The organism is Pseudomonas mendocina (assembly GCA_037482215.1).
GTDB classification, from domain to species: Bacteria; Pseudomonadota; Gammaproteobacteria; order Pseudomonadales; family Pseudomonadaceae; genus Aquipseudomonas; species Aquipseudomonas mendocina_E.
On sequence record CP148074.1, the window covers coordinates 2,170,636 to 2,186,730 of the forward strand.

Annotated in this window: 16 protein-coding genes and 3 tRNA genes; 7 read left to right on the top strand and 12 right to left on the bottom strand. The window is 54.4% G+C overall.

Annotated elements, in window-relative coordinates:
* Positions 1-60 precede the first annotated feature (60 nt).
* The 3 genes from WG219_09815 (at position 61) to WG219_09825 (ending at position 447) form a co-directional block, all read left to right on the top strand.
* Positions 61-136: transfer RNA gene (locus WG219_09815), tRNA-Gly, on the top strand.
* A 39-nt stretch (positions 137-175) separates the two neighbouring features.
* Positions 176-249 (top strand) — tRNA-Cys (locus tag WG219_09820).
* Between the two features lie 111 nt (positions 250-360).
* Positions 361-447 (top strand) — tRNA-Leu (locus WG219_09825).
* Positions 448-517: 70 nt separating this feature from the next.
* On the opposite strand, the gene WG219_09830 is transcribed toward WG219_09825, so the two are convergent.
* Both WG219_09830 and WG219_09835 read right to left on the bottom strand, forming a co-directional pair.
* Positions 518-1,549 carry a tyrosine-type recombinase/integrase gene (locus WG219_09830; GenBank protein WXL27720.1) on the bottom strand — a complete coding sequence of 344 codons (1,032 nt, stop codon included), beginning with the start codon at positions 1,547-1,549 and terminating at the stop codon, positions 518-520.
* Positions 1,550-1,762: a DUF4224 domain-containing protein gene (locus WG219_09835; protein ID WXL27721.1), complete on the bottom strand. Its 213-nt coding sequence runs from the start codon at positions 1,760-1,762 to the stop codon at positions 1,550-1,552.
* Between the two features lie 727 nt (positions 1,763-2,489).
* Between WG219_09835 and WG219_09840 the strand changes: the two genes are divergently transcribed.
* Positions 2,490-3,458, top strand: coding sequence for a hypothetical protein (locus WG219_09840; GenBank protein WXL27722.1), 969 nt, complete (start codon positions 2,490-2,492; stop codon positions 3,456-3,458).
* Positions 3,459-3,997: 539 nt separating this feature from the next.
* Here WG219_09840 and WG219_09845 read toward each other — a convergent pair.
* Entirely contained in the window at positions 3,998-5,014 is a 1,017-nt protein-coding gene (locus tag WG219_09845) for a DNA cytosine methyltransferase (GenBank protein ID WXL27723.1), read from the bottom strand.
* A gap of 108 nt (positions 5,015-5,122) precedes the next feature.
* On the opposite strand from WG219_09845, the gene WG219_09850 reads away from it, so the two are divergent.
* Positions 5,123-5,482 carry a hypothetical protein gene (locus WG219_09850; protein WXL27724.1) on the top strand — a complete coding sequence of 120 codons (360 nt, stop codon included), beginning with the start codon at positions 5,123-5,125 and terminating at the stop codon, positions 5,480-5,482.
* Between the two features lie 75 nt (positions 5,483-5,557).
* On the opposite strand, the gene WG219_09855 is transcribed toward WG219_09850, so the two are convergent.
* From WG219_09855 to WG219_09895, 9 genes are all read right to left on the bottom strand, one after another.
* Positions 5,558-6,613: a site-specific DNA-methyltransferase gene (locus tag WG219_09855; protein WXL27984.1), complete on the bottom strand. Its 1,056-nt coding sequence runs from the start codon at positions 6,611-6,613 to the stop codon at positions 5,558-5,560.
* Positions 6,614-6,684: 71 nt separating this feature from the next.
* Positions 6,685-7,302, bottom strand: a complete 618-nt coding sequence (locus WG219_09860) for a 3'-5' exonuclease (GenBank protein ID WXL27725.1) — start codon at positions 7,300-7,302, stop codon at positions 6,685-6,687.
* A 60-nt stretch (positions 7,303-7,362) separates the two neighbouring features.
* Positions 7,363-9,123 (bottom strand): AAA family ATPase, encoded by a 1,761-nt coding sequence (locus WG219_09865; protein ID WXL27726.1) that lies wholly within the window; start codon positions 9,121-9,123, stop codon positions 7,363-7,365.
* A 5-nt stretch (positions 9,124-9,128) separates the two neighbouring features.
* The gene (locus tag WG219_09870; GenBank protein ID WXL27727.1) at positions 9,129-10,184 is read right to left on the bottom strand and encodes a DNA translocase FtsK; all 1,056 of its coding nucleotides are present in this window, start codon (positions 10,182-10,184) and stop codon (positions 9,129-9,131) included.
* 9 nt (positions 10,185-10,193) lie between these two features.
* Entirely contained in the window at positions 10,194-10,394 is a 201-nt protein-coding gene (locus WG219_09875; GenBank protein WXL27728.1) for a hypothetical protein, read from the bottom strand.
* A gap of 6 nt (positions 10,395-10,400) precedes the next feature.
* Positions 10,401-11,366: a recombination protein RecT gene (gene recT, locus WG219_09880; GenBank protein WXL27729.1), complete on the bottom strand. Its 966-nt coding sequence runs from the start codon at positions 11,364-11,366 to the stop codon at positions 10,401-10,403.
* Positions 11,367-11,387: 21 nt separating this feature from the next.
* On the bottom strand, positions 11,388-12,197 hold the full coding sequence (locus tag WG219_09885) for a PD-(D/E)XK nuclease family protein (GenBank protein WXL27730.1): 810 nt from the start codon (positions 12,195-12,197) through the stop codon (positions 11,388-11,390).
* Positions 12,194-12,334 (bottom strand): hypothetical protein, encoded by a 141-nt coding sequence (locus WG219_09890; protein WXL27731.1) that lies wholly within the window; start codon positions 12,332-12,334, stop codon positions 12,194-12,196. The genes WG219_09885 and WG219_09890 overlap by 4 nt, the downstream gene beginning before the upstream one ends.
* The gene (locus WG219_09895; GenBank protein ID WXL27732.1) at positions 12,331-12,648 is read right to left on the bottom strand and encodes a hypothetical protein; all 318 of its coding nucleotides are present in this window, start codon (positions 12,646-12,648) and stop codon (positions 12,331-12,333) included. The genes WG219_09890 and WG219_09895 overlap by 4 nt, the downstream gene beginning before the upstream one ends.
* 1,409 nt (positions 12,649-14,057) lie before the next feature.
* Between WG219_09895 and WG219_09900 the strand changes: the two genes are divergently transcribed.
* Complete coding sequence (locus WG219_09900; GenBank protein ID WXL27733.1) at positions 14,058-14,384, top strand: hypothetical protein; 327 nt, start codon at positions 14,058-14,060, stop codon at positions 14,382-14,384.
* 3 nt (positions 14,385-14,387) lie between these two features.
* On the top strand, positions 14,388-14,984 hold the full coding sequence (locus WG219_09905; protein ID WXL27734.1) for an ImmA/IrrE family metallo-endopeptidase: 597 nt from the start codon (positions 14,388-14,390) through the stop codon (positions 14,982-14,984).
* The last annotated feature ends 1,111 nt before the right edge of the window (positions 14,985-16,095 follow it).

A 16,095-nucleotide genomic window follows, 5' to 3' on the forward strand; every position in this document is an offset into this window, starting at 1 on the left:
TTGAATCAAGGGCTTGACGTATCGTTCTGAAGATATAGAATGGCCCCGTCAACACGACAAGCGGGAATAGCTCAGTTGGTAGAGCACGACCTTGCCAAGGTCGGGGTCGCGAGTTCGAGTCTCGTTTCCCGCTCCAATTTTTAACGGGCCGTTTATACGGTCCGTTTAGTTTAAAGGCTGAGTAGCAGAGTGGTTATGCACCGGATTGCAAATCCGTGAACGCCGGTTCGATTCCGACCTCAGCCTCCATTTAAAAAAGCCTCGTAGATCCATGATCTCCGAGGCTTTTTTATAGTAAATGGAAGCCTTGCGACAGGTGGGCGGTCTGTATATAGTCCTTATTCGCAATGCAGCGCTACCGCCCGAATGGCGAAATCGGTAGACGCAAGGGACTTAAAATCCCTCGAGGGTAACCTCGTGCCGGTTCGACCCCGGCTTCGGGCACCATATTTCACAAGGGTTTCAGAGTTTGACCATCTCTAAAATCTTTTCCGCAATTCTGACGTTGTTCCGCAATTCAGCGGGTAGGCGTCACTTTCTTGCCTCGACGGTTTCTGATGTAGTGCTCAGTCATGGCCACAGTTGTGTGGCCTAACTGATCGCGCACCTTCATGATGTCACCGCTGTTATCCGCTTTATCCGTACCTGCTTTGGCACGTAGATCCCGGAACTGAAATTCAGCTTTCGGTATGCCAGCTAGCTTCCTTGCTTTATCAAAACGAGTGCGCAGCATCGACTGGGTCATCGGCACGCCGCCTTCGGTAACAATTAAGCGTGTCGAATACACTTTGCTGCTGGCCTTTCTGGTCTTGATACGGCAGATGAGTTCTGCAAGTTCGCCGACAATGCTGATGCGCCGCTTTGCTTTGGTCTTAGACTGGGCGACCTCCAGGCTGTCTTCCTTGATGTGGCGCTCGTCCATTCGTAGGGTGTCGCTAGGGCGTTGCCCGGTCAAATAAGCTAGGTCCATCGCATCCCGTAGCCCCTCGTCAGCGTGTTCGTACACCGCATCGTATAGGGCGTCCTCGATGTAGACGTCCCGTCCTGTTTCCTTGTGTCCCTTCACGCCCGCGCACGGGTTAGCCAAAGAGGTGTAGCCGACCTCGCGTGCATAGTTCCATATTGCGCTGAGCAGGGCTTTCTCACGGTTGGCGCGAACCGGTGCAGTTTTGCCTCTGTACCGGAGATACTGCTTTACATGCTGCGGCTCTATTGCTTCCAACGGAGCTGGGGGGGCATTGAAGAACTCCAGCAGTCGGTTCAGTTCCTGTCGATTCTTGGTCTGCGTTGCCGGTGCCTTTGTGGGGACCACCTCCAGGAAATACTGGTCTGCCACATATTTGAACGTAAGCACCTCTCTGACCTTATCGGCAGATGCCCGATCACGTTCCAGTTTGGCGTACTCCATTATGGCCAGGCCGTAGTCTGTGCCTAGGGGCTTTTCCTTTCTCGGCCGACCGCCAAGATCGTAGAAGTAGTAGGTGGTGTTCCCGCGCTTGCGCTCACGCAGGCGCGGGATGCTTCCGGGTTTAGTTGGACGTCGTCCCATTTATCCTACCTTCCTTGGTTGCCAGGCGGATTTGATATCAGGTGTTTCTGTACCGGTACTGGTGATGGCCTGCGTGGTCACGCTCGGCCAGCCGTTGAGTTTGATTGTGTGGCGGATGCCGTTCTTCTTCAGGACAGATATCTGACCGGCCTTTGTGCGTGCGCCAGTCAGCTCGCACACCTGGTCATGGCTCAGAAATTCGATAGAACTCATGGGCAGTACCTCGCTGCCCGCGCGGTAAGCGCGGAGTGTATGTTGGCGGTGGGGACGGTGGACTGCGAGGCCCGGTTAGAGCCTTAAATGGTTCAGCTCTTGACGCAGAGAAACTGCTTCAAGGTGTGGAAGATCTCCACGAGTTCGGCGGGTACGAACTTTCGATTAGCTCGATGTTTCGTTCAGTAATTTCTGAATCTCTCCGTTAAGAGGGATTGTAGGAGGGGAAAGAGATACTGTTCCGTACAGGCCTCCTACCAAATAGCAGGGTAAGATCGAGAAACAGTCGCCTGACAAGAGATTGGTAGAGTTTCATAATCAGGGACGGTGATCCGACCATGACGGGCGGAGTTGTTGTCGTGTGCTCCTCCGCACATGACCTATGGCGGAAGAAATATTGTTGGTACGCAGTTAATCATGCACGGCTCGGTAGATGTGTAAACTATCTTGCCTAGACGGCGCGCTTAATAAGTGGCGGCCAGTTCATATGGATGGGAGGCTTAAGGCAGAGTGCTCGCAGCCTCCAGCAAGGAATGAGCAAGTGACTGAAATAAAATACTCAACAGACTCACGGGGCGAGCGTGTGCCGGTGCCTCTCCCAACCAGACCTGCAAATCCTGGCTCGCCACAGCCAGCAAGTAAGTCATCCCAGGCATCTATTACAGTGCGAGAAGATAGTGCACCGGTAAGCATGGTGGAGCCGGGGTTCTATATTGTTCCGCGTAGTATGACCCCAGCTGAACTGCACCGAAATTTGTTCGATGCAATTCCACCAGCAGCAATGGTGAAGTTCAGTGCACTAAACCCTGGCTTAGAGGGAACGATTAAAGCTGGCAGTATGATTGTGCTGAGTGATCCAAATAATACCTCCTGCACATATCAAGAAGCCCAGCTGATGCAGGCTGCTCAGAAGGTCAAAGTGGCCCTTTCCACGCTGACTCCCGATGAAGCAAATTTCATGGTCCGCCACCGGGCTGAAATTGCCAGTTTTACTGGCCAAGTTTCGACTTGGGGAGGGGTAAGTACTGCAACGCTTGGGGCACACCTAGACAACTTGCGCGGAACCCTGCAAGCAATTGAAACCCTGCATCAGGATAACTACCGTTTATATGGTCATCTCAAGGCTCCTGAGTTTTTCGAAGAGCGTAGGCGACTGCTCACTCAATTGGATGCACATCTGCTGAATTCAGCGCGTGTACGGGCTAAAACCACCTTGGGAGATCACCCTAAACTCAAGTCGACTCTAGGTATTTCAAGCCAAAGCTTGGTCTACCACTGGGATAAAGCTGGTGCTCCGGGCCAAATACCAGGATATGCCACCCATGTAGACAGCATAGGTCGTGCCGCCAAGTACATGTCGGCTGGTGGTTACATAGCTATTGGTATCGGAGGTATTTCCTCAGGGCTGGCAATACAGGATGTCTGTAGCGCTGATCCTAGCAGCAAGGCCTGTGAGAAAATTAAACTCACTGAAGGGGGAAAGTTTGTTGGAAGCGTAGCAGGAGGTTACCTAGGCGGGAAACTAGGGATCGCTGCTAGTGGCCCTTTATGTTTGGCCCTTGGACTATCTACTGGACTTGGGGGGGTAGCCTGTGTTGCCGTTGTTGTGGGATCAGGGACGTGGGTTGGAACGAGCGCAGGAACAGGGGTAGGTGAGTTTACCGGCGAGAAAGTCTATGAGGTAACATCGCCGTGACCAGTATTGATGAATGGCCACCGTTGGTTGCCTTGCTCTTTATGGTGGGGCCTATATTACTGGCCCTCATAGTCTTAAGTATCGACCTATACCTCATCCGATATCACCTTGAGGCCGTTCTGGAGCGCCTGAAGGGTAGTTCTTACGTTTCTACATGGTCTGCTGGCTTACGTAAGCAGGGGGTCGGGGGGCGAATAGTACTCCTGACAATGATTAGCGGTTTACTCGTATGCCCTGGGCCTGGTATCCGGGCGGGCAAACTAAGCCCAGTTGAAATTCGAGATTTCCCATCTCCGCTGAGGCGCTTGCTAATAGGCCAACTGGCATTAGCCTGCTTCGCATTTGGCTGGTTGCTGCTGGGAGCTGCCTTGATAAAGTTCAAGTAAAACCTCTGCCCGTTCTGCGTGAAACACTTCCCCTTGGGATTCGTTTCTATGCGAACCACTCAGCTCGCCAACACAGCGTGCGCTTGCGACTTCAAGGCCGCTGCATATCGATGCATAAACAATAGGCATGAGCGATCCTCGCCGAGTGCGCTGTTAGGTGCCCACTGCCTCTAAGTAGGTTTCGATAAAGATTTGCGCTTGATGCGCGTTGACAGCGTTTCCGTAGGCGCGCAATCGTCCCACTCGGGCGGGAGTCCCATGAGCCAGCGGGAATGTGCCGGGTTCAACTGGCCGCCACTTTCCATCCCGGCAGAGGAGCCAATCAGCATTTGACCAGAAGCCGTTAGTCGGGCTGGCTGTGGGTTTCCGCGAAGCAGCGAAACCGTTTCTGATAACCCCATCATTCCGGGTCGCGGCTGAACATTGCCCTGCTTGATTGCGTCTGTTGCCGTGCAAGTCGGCCAGCCTGACAGCATCACGAAGTCGTTTAGATTCGCCCCGTGGCGGGTTGGTCCCATTGCTCTTTTCGCTTGTCCTCCACCGGAGCTGTCGCTCGCCTGTGTCGTAGGCCATCCGGCTAGATATGCCTGTCTCGGAAGCTGATCTATCCGCGCCTCGCCGTCTCTTTTTGCCGTCATTCCCGGTGTGTCCTTCCAGTCCCTCGCCATGGGCGTGACCCACCCAGTACGCTCGGTCTCGGATGTGCGGGGCACCGACGCCCGCAGACGGGAAAGCAATCGCCCCGAAGGCAAAGCCCAATCCTTCCAAGTCAGCCGATACAAGGTCGATCCAATGGTTAGCGTTTTTGCTCGCAACCTGTTCACCAAAAACGACTGGAGGTCGGCACTCGCTGATGAGATGAAAGAAGTGCGGCCATAGGTGCCGCTCGTCAGCAAACCCAGCTCCTTTGCCTGACGAGCTGAAAGGCTGGCACGGGCAACTTCCGGTCCAAACAGAAAGGTCATCTGGCCATCCTGCTCGACGTAGAGCGAGACTCCAGACGCCGACTCCTGCAAAGAAGTGGCATTGGGTGTAAGGGCGTAGGTCATCAGGTTTCACATCCTCTATTGAGCGCTGATCCACATCACCAGGAGCGATGTGTCCGGCAGCGATAAGATTTTGAAGCCACTGGGCGGCGTAGGGTGCAATTTCGTTGTAGTAAGCAGGCACGGTGATCCCTCACAAGTGGCACGCCATTAGTGAAAATTCAACAATTCGTTGAATTAAGTATTTGATATAACTGTAAAAAACAGGTTGAAAAGGAAAATCACCTGCTTCATGGTTGTCGCCGGGATAAACCAAAATGAGGTGGTAGCAATAGTGATCGTAAGGAAGGTAGGTGTAGCTGTTGCTATTTTTAAACGCCGGAAGTACGCGCTAGTTGACTGGGATTATTTCAGAATGCCAGAGGAAAATGATCCGTTTCTCAAAGACCATGCTCAAGAGCTTTGGAGTGCCATAGTGCTGATTCACCATGAGTTTGCGAATAAAAAATCGATGCTTGATGGCAGTGGATTAGTAGGTCGTATGGATAATTTATTGATTGATAGCGCCGATCTGGCAGCCTCAAAAATATCTACTCTGTTCGATCATTACGTATCGGTAAGAAATGCCCTTTGGGTACAAGGTGAAACATAGGGCAGAACCTGTAAGGTTTCGTGATTCTTGGTTGCTTGCAGGTTGTGTCGGGCTGGGAAGGCTGGTTTGGTAGCTTTAGGCGATATCGAGGAAGACATCCATCTGAGCTGCTCCGTCCTGCCAAGCCTGGCGCAGCCTAGCCTTTGCCATTCCAGCGTAATCTGGGTTGAGCTCGCATAGAACTGAACGCCTTCCTTCCTGCATTGCAACCAAAGCGGTTGTGCCAGCACCTCCAAACGGATCAAGCACCAGGCCACCACGCGGGCAACCAGCAAGAATGCAGGGGCGAATCAAGTCGGGCGGAAATGTTGCGAAGTGTGCACCCTTAAAACTGTGGGTTGGCACAGTCCAGACGCTGCGTTTATTGCGTTCCTGCGGCATGATTGCCAATGCCGAGTCCATCGACTCGTTGTCCTTTACCCGGCCTCGGTTACGTTCTTCCTTGTCGGTACCGTGCCCCCAGCCAACGCCATTGGATTTTCTGGCTACTGCCTTCATGTTGCCGTTTGTCTTCGCGCCACCGTTAGCTCGCTGGCTACCGACTTGGGCGGCAACATCTTGCGCAAGCCGGGCGTGTGTATTTGGCGAGCATGGTTCAAGGATTGCCTGCTGGTCAAAGTAGTAGTTGCGCTTCTTGCTGAGCAGGAAAATGTACTCATGAGACTTGGTGCAGCGATCGCGCACGCTCTCGGGCATGGGGTTCTGCTTGTTCCAGATAATGTCCTGGCGCAGGTACCAGCCTGAGTCCTGGAGGGCCAATGCTAAGCGCCACGGCATACCCATTAGGTCTTTCACCTTAATGCCGTTGGGAACTGGCTTCCTGTCAGGCGATAAAGCTGCACGGTCTCGCCGGAAGGTAAGGTTTCCTGTTGATTTCGCCGCATAGCTGTCGCCCATATTCACCCATGCAGTACCGTCGTCACGAAGCACCCGGCGCACTTCAATGAAAACTTCGACCAGGCGTGCAATGAATTCTGCCGGTGTCTGCTCAAGACCTATCTGACCATCTACACCATAGTCCCGAAGCCCGTAATACGGTGGGCTTGTGACACAGCACTGGACAGACTTGTCGGGCATGTCCCGAAGCAGCTCTAAGCAGTCGCCTATCAATATCTGATGAGAGGAGTTCACGTCTTTCTCCAGCTCATGCGCCAGCAAACTGCAGCTAGTGCTGAGGTCTGAGGGATTGGTTTGGTGTGGCGCTAGGCAGCGGCGAGGCGGTGCTGAAGAGCGAAATAGACGCGTGCACATCCTTCGGTATCGGTACGGGCACGGTGGGCACCGACCAGCTCCTCACCTAGCAGGTGCTGGTGGGCCTCTGCCAGGGTTGGAGTCTTGAACTGATTGCGAAAGCGCGAGCGCAGCATGGCCTCGGTTGGTGGTAACTGGCAGATCGGTTTTGCGTTAATGGCGGTGCAGTAGCTGGGGCCTGTCCGGAAAGCGTTGGCGGCCTCTTCGCCACGGTACCGCATAAGTGCAATACGTAGAATGCGGTCATCGAAGCTACAGTTATGGGCGACGCGTAGACCTGCACGTTCGTGGATGGCCAGGAAACCCTCCACTGCATCAGCTTCGGGAATACCCAAATCCATTGCTATTTCTGTGGTGATGCCGTGGATGGCGGCTACCTCGTCGGGGATCACCCAGCCGTCGGGCCGGATGATGGTCTCGAAACTGTCGATCAGCTCGCCGGATGGGCTGTAGAGCAGGGCGGCAATATCCACTAGGTGGGGCTGACGTGGGTCTTCGCTCGGTTCTTTCCAGAGTGGAAAACCGGTGGTTTCAGTGTCGAAGATGTTGAGATTGTCGGTAGGGCTCATGTCTTGCTCCTTTCCGGTTGGCGGGATGCCATCCGTGCGATGAGTTGCTTCAATGCTATTTCACGCGGCTGCACTAATTGGTGCTGCGATCTGGCCGCCTTCGATCCAGACCTGCTGGATGCCGCTTGGGACTTTGGGTAGGGCTTCTTTCATGGTCCCGGTCAGGATGGCGGTATCCATTTCTCCGGCTTGGGTCAGGTTGCGCAGCAGAGTAAGAATCTGCGGACGTGCTGACGGCTGAAGTACGTCGAAACGATCCAAGGTCACGATGCCCAGGCCAGACTGGCGGGCGATGGTTACGGCCAGCAGTGCGTCACAGCGCCATTTTTCGGACTCACTGAGCAGGCCATATAGGCGGCCTCCGTAGGTGATTTCGATATCGTCGCGGATATGCACCTGAGCCCATTTCGCCATGTCGGATATGGTGCTGAGCATGGTATTTACTGGTTCCAAAGCTGATTTCAAGATGTCACCGGGGATGCCATCAGGAGCGAGACCCTCAGCGATTTTCACCCAGGCTTTGACCTGTTCGTGATGCGATGTTGCTTTTGCGATCATCGTTTCACGCCCGATGTTAAGGGCCATGGCGTCCTGCAAAGCTTGGTGCTTGGCGCTCAGCTTGTCGCGTTCCTGGCGCAGCTCGTTGATCATCTGTTCGGCGTTGGCGATAGCCTCAGCAGTTGGCGCTGTGGCAGATTCTTGCTCCAAGACGGCAAGTTGATCTGCGGCACTGGTGCACTCGTCTAGGTCACGCCTGCTGTTCTGCACTGCACGCAGAGCGCTTTCCAGATAGCCGTTGTATTCGGCCACCCGCTTGGCCGCTTCCGGATCAGCGACTTTCTCTGATTCAACGTAGGCACGGAGGCTGAAGTGCTCGTCAGTTGCTGCTCGATGCAGCTCCAGCGAACCTTTGCAGTGTGGGCATTCCAACGGAGTAAGCAGAGGGCTCGTTTCGGCAGCACGCCGAGCTCCAGCCAACTTGGCATCCCACTCGTTTCGATGCTTCTCGTCTTCGGCCAGCTTGATTTTACGGCGTGGCATTTGGTCGACCAGGGTGCGCAGTTGGTCGATACGTTGTTGGCGTTGGACTGCTGAGGCTGCGTTGGCCAGATGACCGCCGAGGGTCTGTTGGGCCTCGGCCATGTCTTGGTTGATGACATTTAATTGCTCAAACGCCTGATCAACTTGTGCCTGGTCTATACCGCTGATCTGGATTGCTTCCGGCTCCCAGTCTTCGGCTTTCTCGCTGCCGTAGGCCTCACCAGTAATTGCTTTCCAGGCACCACGCGCCTCGGCGGCATATTCCTTGGCTTGCTCGGCAGCAGCGGGGAAGCCTGCGCGTAACATGGGTTTGATTTTCTCGACCAAAGTGGCGTCTGCGCCGCGTGCGAGCAAGCGCTTGGCCGCTTCGTTTGGGCTAGCGCTGGAGCCGGTCAGATCAAACAGCAATTTGCGGCGATCTTTGCCATCCAAGGCGGCAAACTTGGACGCATCGAGCACAAATGGCAGGTATGGGGTGTCGATCAAAGGCGCGGTGTTGCCCTTGGGCAGCATGGCCCAGGATGCCTGTTCATCACCGTTTGGGTCGATCCAAGTGATGTGGGATTCGCTTTTCTTTTGACCTTCGGTGATCAGCTGGGGCAGATCCTTTTTCTTTGATACGCGGCGAGGTTCGCCAGTCAGAGCCATGCTGATGGCATCCATCAGCGAGGATTTACCCGCTCCGTTGTTACCGGAGACAAGCAGCACAGGCTCAGAAACAACAAGGGCCGCATGACGCAGCCCCTGAAAGTTGGAAATGGTGATAGATGAGATACGCATGGCAATCAGTCCATTTTGAGTTCCAAGTCGTCCAGTGAAATGGCGACCCGGTAGGTGTTGTTTGTGGGCACTGCGGCTTCGCTCTGAAGAACAATGGTGCCGTCGTCAAGCATGCGGATTAACAGCCCTTGAGCTGTTGCCTGGTCGATGGCCAGGCGACTTTGCAGATAGTCAAAAGTGACCTCTGGGGATGCTTTAGCCAGCAGTGCTTTTACGTCGCTGTAGCTGTAGCTGCCGTACTTTGCCGGTGGTGTACCGGTCGGGTTGGCTTGGCCACCGCTCTCGTTTTCTGGTGGTGCGGATACCAGTACTCGGCGGGTGCCGTTCTCGTCAGCAGGGCCAACAACACGGTCGGCTTCCATGGCTTCAATGATGCGCGCGGCGCGGTTGTAGCCGACTTTCAGCTCGCGCTGAAGGACGCTGATAGCCGGGCGGCGCTCACGTATCACAAACTGTATGGCTTCCGTGTAGAGCGGGTCTTGATTGCCTGGCCCGGTTTCAGCTTCCGCGTTGGCTACGTCATCTTCAAAGTCGCCAGTTTGCTGCTCGCCCAGCAATTCACCTTGATCAGGATCGGGTTTCACTTCCTCCATGCCCCCGAGGTGGTCGGCTGCATTGGCCACCACCAGCAAGCAGACCTTGCCTTGGCTGTCGATCAGCTCATGGCGCATTGGGTCAAACTGGCTGACCTTGAATGTGGCCTTGATTCCTTCCTTGATGGCGACTGACTCAAGAATTCCGCTGATAGTCGGGTTGCCACCGGCAGCGATCAGTTTTACAGCATGAGTGGTGGCGCGGGTGACGGTGGAGGTCAGGCGTTCAATCACGGCTGCCTGCTTCTTCTCGTTCAACTTCGGCCAGACGTCCGGTAGCGCACGGATCTCTTGAAGGAGCACTTGCAGCAAGTCGCGCCCCAGGGTTTCGCTCGACAACTGAACAGGGGAGAGTTTGGGGTGCTCGTCAGTTAGTTCGACCGATTCGGTCAAGGACTCGGCCACCTGCTCGGTGACTTGTTGGACGGTTTTAGGTTCGGCGCGTACTGCTGCGGCTGCTTTTGTCATGGGTAGGTCTCACAGGTTGGCGATGCGTTCGAGGTTTTCCAGCTGGGAATCACTCAGGTACATCTCGCCACGCCAGCGCTGGTAGTTCGCGCTGATATCGGTGGTGAATTTGATTTCCCAGTTATTGGAGGCGTTGAGTTCGGCTGCTGCGAGTAGTGAGGTGAACTCGTCTAGGCGGGTAAATTGCTCGATAACTGTGCGTGCGACCATGAGCGGTTACCCCATGTCCAGTTCTTCGGATTCGCCTGCCTGCGGCTGAGCTTGTTTCGGTTGCTGGGCTGCCGGAGTGGTTTCGGACGTGCGCGTTATTTCGCCACTCACCAGGTCCACTTGTTCGTCAGGGGTATGCGACAAGGACGGCTGATCATCGTCAGCGCCGGTGGGCGCGTCATCATCAACTACTTGGTATTCGCCGCTCAGCACGGCGTCGAGTGACTGGGTGTCGTGATCGACTTTGCTGTCTAACGCGGCAGCAGTGGCCAGCTCAATGCTAACCGGCAGGTACTTGAACAGTCGCCGCAGAACGGTTTTGCGGCCCATTTCCACGAAGTGCTGGCCCCAGACTGTGCTGCCTTTGTCGCGGGCGAATTTGTAATTCTGGCTGGCGTCGCGGATCTCCTCGATCTGTGCGCGGCTCATGACCTCGAAGGCGTAGCCGCCGCCGACCAATTTGGCCACCGCATAGAAGGCAATCACGTCACCGCGTGCACCGAGAGCCGGTCGGTGCATCAACTTTTCATCTAGGCCGTACTCGTACTCGAATTGGTCCTTCTGGCACACCTCATGTGCCGAGATGCTGACGATCTGCCCGGAACGTCGAGCAAGGTCTACCAGGCCTTTGTAGCCGAAGACAATTTGCACTTCGGTCTTACCCGCTCGTTTGTTGTCGAACGGGATTAGGTAGGCGTGACCAAGGGGAGTGTTTGGCTCCAGACCAAGCTGTGAACACTGAACGATGGCGCCGAACAGTGACTCAACAGTGCAATTCATTAGTTTTGGTGTTGTACGCATGGCGCCGAGGGCGATTTTCAGCATGCGGTCGGCATTAACGTGCTGCGGCAACACGGCCATCAGCGTTGCTTTCTGACTCTCGAAGAACTTCTTAACGTTGCCGATACCGGCATCTTTCGCCACCTGCTTAGAGGTAGTGCGCAGGTCTGCGAGCTGGGTTGCTTGGGACATGGCTGTCTCCTAGTGAGGTGGTCAATCGTGATAAGGGCAAGTCGCCCAGCGTGGGCAGTACCGTGCACTACAGAGCATGCTCTGCGGGTTCGGTGGGAAGTGGCCGCTGCGGAACATGTCTGCGGCGAACTGGATCAGTCCGGGGAAGCTTTCACTGCCGACCATCAGTTCACGTGCGCCGATGATTTCGCCGGTAGCGGCTTCGGCTTTGCCTTTGGTCTTGAGGCCAATGATCTCAGCCGGGGCTGTGCAGCGCTGGCCGGTGGTGTGCTCATACAGCAGCTCGTAGGTGCCAATCTGTGGCTTGTGGCCTTTTGTTTTGGCCACGCCTTCGGCTGTTACCGCCGCGGTACCAGTCTTCACGTCAGCAATACCAACGCCTTCACCATGTCGACGAATGCGGGCACGGTCGAGCGTGCCGGTCAGCCGAACGATCTGGCCGTCGCCGCAGTTGATCTCAAGCGGCTTGGTTTCCATCTCTACCGCGACAAACTCATAGTGCGGGCTAATGTCGTTGCAGTACCGGATGTGGAGGGCCAGGCCGGTAGCTTCAGCATCGCGTGGTGTGAGGTCTGCACCTCGCCAGTCAACATCGAACTCGGGGTGGCGCAGGGTCTGGACGAAAACCTCGGCCGCATCGTCTGCCGACACGTCCTGTCCGTTTACGCGTGCGATATCGAATGCTGCGGTGCCAGCGTGAATAGCAGTCCCTAGCAGGGCGCGTGGGCTACTAGGTGATTTGATACCCAACAGGTGAACCCCTTCCCAGCGGTAAGCGCAGTCGAACAGCGATCCCCACGACGAGGCTCGCACGGTAATAGTGGTACTCACGACCTTGCCTCAAACCGCAAGACACACAGTCCACCGCTGTAGATGATGAATGTTGGCTCGCCGTAGCCATGACGCTTTGCCAGTGCCATGGCGATTGCTTTGGTTTTACCTGCTATTTCGTGAGTGTGTGATTTCATTGTCCGAACTCCTTTCGAACCTTTTGATCAATAGCCAGCGCAACCGACTCTTGAAGCGGCCCGGCGATTAGCGACACGTTTTGCCTGGCCATAAAGCGCGGCTCTACGTCCAGCAGGGACATGAGTTGCGTCCAGAACTCTTTGCGCTGGGCTACAGGAGCGCAGCACATGGCGTCCTCAATGTCGCGCCATTCCAGTTCATCGCGAGCCTGATCAGATCGAAGATCGAAAGACCGGCTTGCATCTTCATCACGCGCTATCGAGGTGTAATACACGGCCTCAAGCGCCCCAGCATTGCTGATTGCGTGATTCATGATTGATACCTCAAATCGCACTGGTCAGCCGCCAGAGCAGGGGCGATTAGCCGGGCTGGCGTCTGCCGGTGCGATTATTGAGTAAGAAAAAAGAACCCCGGCGAACCGGGGTGAATGGTTGCCCAAGCGGGCAGGGAGGGATGCTTATTTGGCTGGGTTCTTAATAGTCGATGCGTCGCCGCACGTTCGGCCTTTCTTCTCCCGACTATCTGTATGTGTGAGCCGTGACCTGCGCACAGACAGTAGAACCCATGCGAATAGGTGCCGGTTGCTGCCCGGCGGCACCTGCCCACAGACCGAGCTGTAGGCTTATGCCAGCTTCCCGTTTACGGGGCGCGCTGCTTTGGGTGTATTCGTGAGGTTCTTTCCCAAAGCGCCCGGTCGCCCAGGCGCTTCAGTGAGAGCTTTAGTTACTCGCCACGCTCAGCTACTGGCTTCTTGCGCAGCTTCGATAAATGTCAAAGAACATCTCCATACGGAGCCAGTCGATCCCTTGACTAGGGGCTGGGGGATCGCTTCGCCTGTCCCGTGCTAGCCGGTGTGTCCGGCTTGTTAAGGCTACCATCCATTTGTAGGGCGGCATGGATGTAACAATATCTGCGGTAATATTAATCGTCAAGACTTGCGGTATTAATTATTTATTCGCGGTAATATTTAAACTCCCGTATGTGCTGCTTAGAAGCTGAGCATGCTGGTTGAGGGGGCTAATCCATTACGCGTGTCCAACATGCACAAACGCTGCAGTCTGGCCGTCTCGCTACCGTGGCGTTGTTGGCATGCTCAATTTCTTCGAGCGGGCGATCCCAGTCTGCAGGAAATCAGCGGGGGGAGGGGGATCAAGCTCACCTGGTGCGCAATCTGAGCTTGCGGCGTGCTGAGCAAGTGATTCACGCATCGTGGTAGGTGCTGATAAGAGGAGATTTGTCGCTGGTGCGATAGAGGCACTCTGTGTTCTGGGTGAGCGACTTCCTTGCTTTTGCTGTATTTGTATCCGGCAATGTAGGAGCAAGTGGCCACTCTGAAGTAGGTGTGTAAAGTTTTGGTATGGGGAGGCCTGGCATGAGAAAGCGATCCCGCCGGGCTCTGGTTGCTTAGCTGTTGTGGCCCGGTTCGGTATGTTAGGTGGAAATGACATCCAGCTTAGGTGGGTAAGTTGGGGATTGATCACGCCAGCTCGGGCTACGTCGATGTTGAGGGCGAGCTGATAAGTCGATAAATGTGAGCTTATTAGGAGTCATGCTGATGCCTGTATTAGGGCCGACTTGACTGATAATCAGTAAATGGCTAATATGTTCTCTAAAAAGAGAACTTTGTTTCTTTTTTGGTAAGGCTGTGGTGCTAGTGAATGCACTTCTGAGGGTTTGCACATGAGACTTACACCGTTTGGAGAGGCTTCAAGGCTGCTTCGAATGAAGTTCGACCTTTCACTGAAGGCGATGGCTGAGGCGATGAGCATCAGTTCCGCCCACTTGAGCGGTATCGAATATGGCGAAAAGCGGCTTTCTGATAAGCATGTTGAGTCCGCAATAGATTTTTTCAGGCCCATGGTGAGTGAAGACCAGTTGATGGATTTGCAGATAGCCGCAGAGCAGTCGAAAGATATTGTGAACACTGCGGAACTGGATGCAGATGCGCGGGGGTTGGTGGCTGCTTTTGCCAGGAGGCTGCAGGAGGGAGCCGCTCCTTCTGATGAAATCAGAGAGTGGATTAATGCACGAAAAGGCAGAGGAGAATGAGCATTGACAACGCTCTTAACTAGCGTAGGGCCTAAGAGCCCTTCAGGCCTTAAAGTTAAGGCACAGAGCTACGCTTCGCTTGAGGAGGTAGCCGACGGAATTAGAGGGGCGCTACCTCTGCAGCAGGGACAGCCATTCAATTTGGACTGCAAACGTATCCTCGAAAAGACGCTACCTCAGGCTGGGTTTAACTACAAAATTGTGGAGAGTGTAGACCTAGATGAATGTGCGGCTTTCACGATTCCAGAAATGGAGTTGGTAGTGTTTCGTGAGGATATCTACGAAATGCTCCAAAGAGATAACGTCTTTGGGCGCAGTACTGTTGTGCACGAAATGGCCCACATTGTACTGAAGCATGCCGTAACGCTCAGTCGTGGAGCGCAGCTCGGCAAACACAAATTTTATGAAGATTCCGAGTGGCAGGCTAAAGCGTTGACAGCAGCGATTATGATGCCAATTCAGGCATGTAGAGAGGCAGCTGGAAAGCCTGCTGTGCTTGCAGAAATGTGTGGAACTAGTGTGCAGAGTGCAACGTTCCGGCTGGATAACCTCGTTAGGAATGGAAGAGTTGCGGGACAGCGGCATCTGTTCTGGCAATGACTTGAAGTGTGTGTAATTGAAGTTGGCGCTTCAATTTACGAAGGTAGGCACAATGAGAGCTGCTTACCCTTGCAGTGTGGCTGCGGCGGAAAGGTTAGCCATTTCCTCGCAGAAAGCAAGAAAAAATGCTCTCGTAAGGAGGTGAAAATGAGCTATGACCAAAAAACCGGCCCCTAAAGGCTTTCGTTGGGTATGTTGCCGCTATCGCCGAGTGAAAAACTCCGATCGCATGCTCGACGCTTGGGACTATGGCCATGAAGCTTGGTGCTTCTTGGTTAAAGCCTAGATCGAGAGGCAATAAAAAAGCCCAGGAGTGCGGCTAACACTTCTGAGCCTTGGTGAGGTGAACAGGGGTCTACCGAACCACCCTGATCATACTCAGATGTCTTGGGGAAGACTTCTGCAGTGTAGTGCTCGCACAGGATTAGGGCAAGCCAAAACCCCTCCACATTTTTGTGAGGAACGTGTCATGTTTCGTTCTTATTCGAAAAGCGTGTGGGTTCGTCGTTACCGCCGGTTCCGTTTTGGCAGGTGGGAAGACGTTTGCCAGCATTGGCGGTCACATCCAGGACAACTTTATCTGTTCTGATTCTTGCGGGTGGTGCTGAGACACCACCCGCATTTATTCCTGTAGAGGCATGCAAGTGTATATACATATTTCAGCAATAGAGCGAAGCCTTCGACTATATATCCAGCCATTACTATTGGTACTACTCGGTGGAGTTGGGATGTGCTTGGCGGGTTATTGGGGGCATAGCCCATCTGGGATTAAGGCGGCGCTCGGTGCGGTCATGAAGTACTGTTTCATTGGTTCAGTTCTTCTGTGCCTATCGGGGATGGTATGGGCTGCGTGGCGTGCCTACTTGGCGTTTCGATGGAGCAATGGCGAGCCACTTGGTGGCTGCAATAGCTGTGGAGGCACAATGCGCCACCTAACAGGCAGATATGGCAGCTACAGTAAATGCTTGATGTGTGGATGCAAGCGGAAGGGGCACCACTAGCCATTTCAAAAAGCCCGCAATAGCCGGCTTGGTGGGCTAGAGCCTAAACCTGCAAGGAGGCTCCTCTCCTGCAGGTTGGCATCTGTTTTGGGGACTATTTAATATGGCGT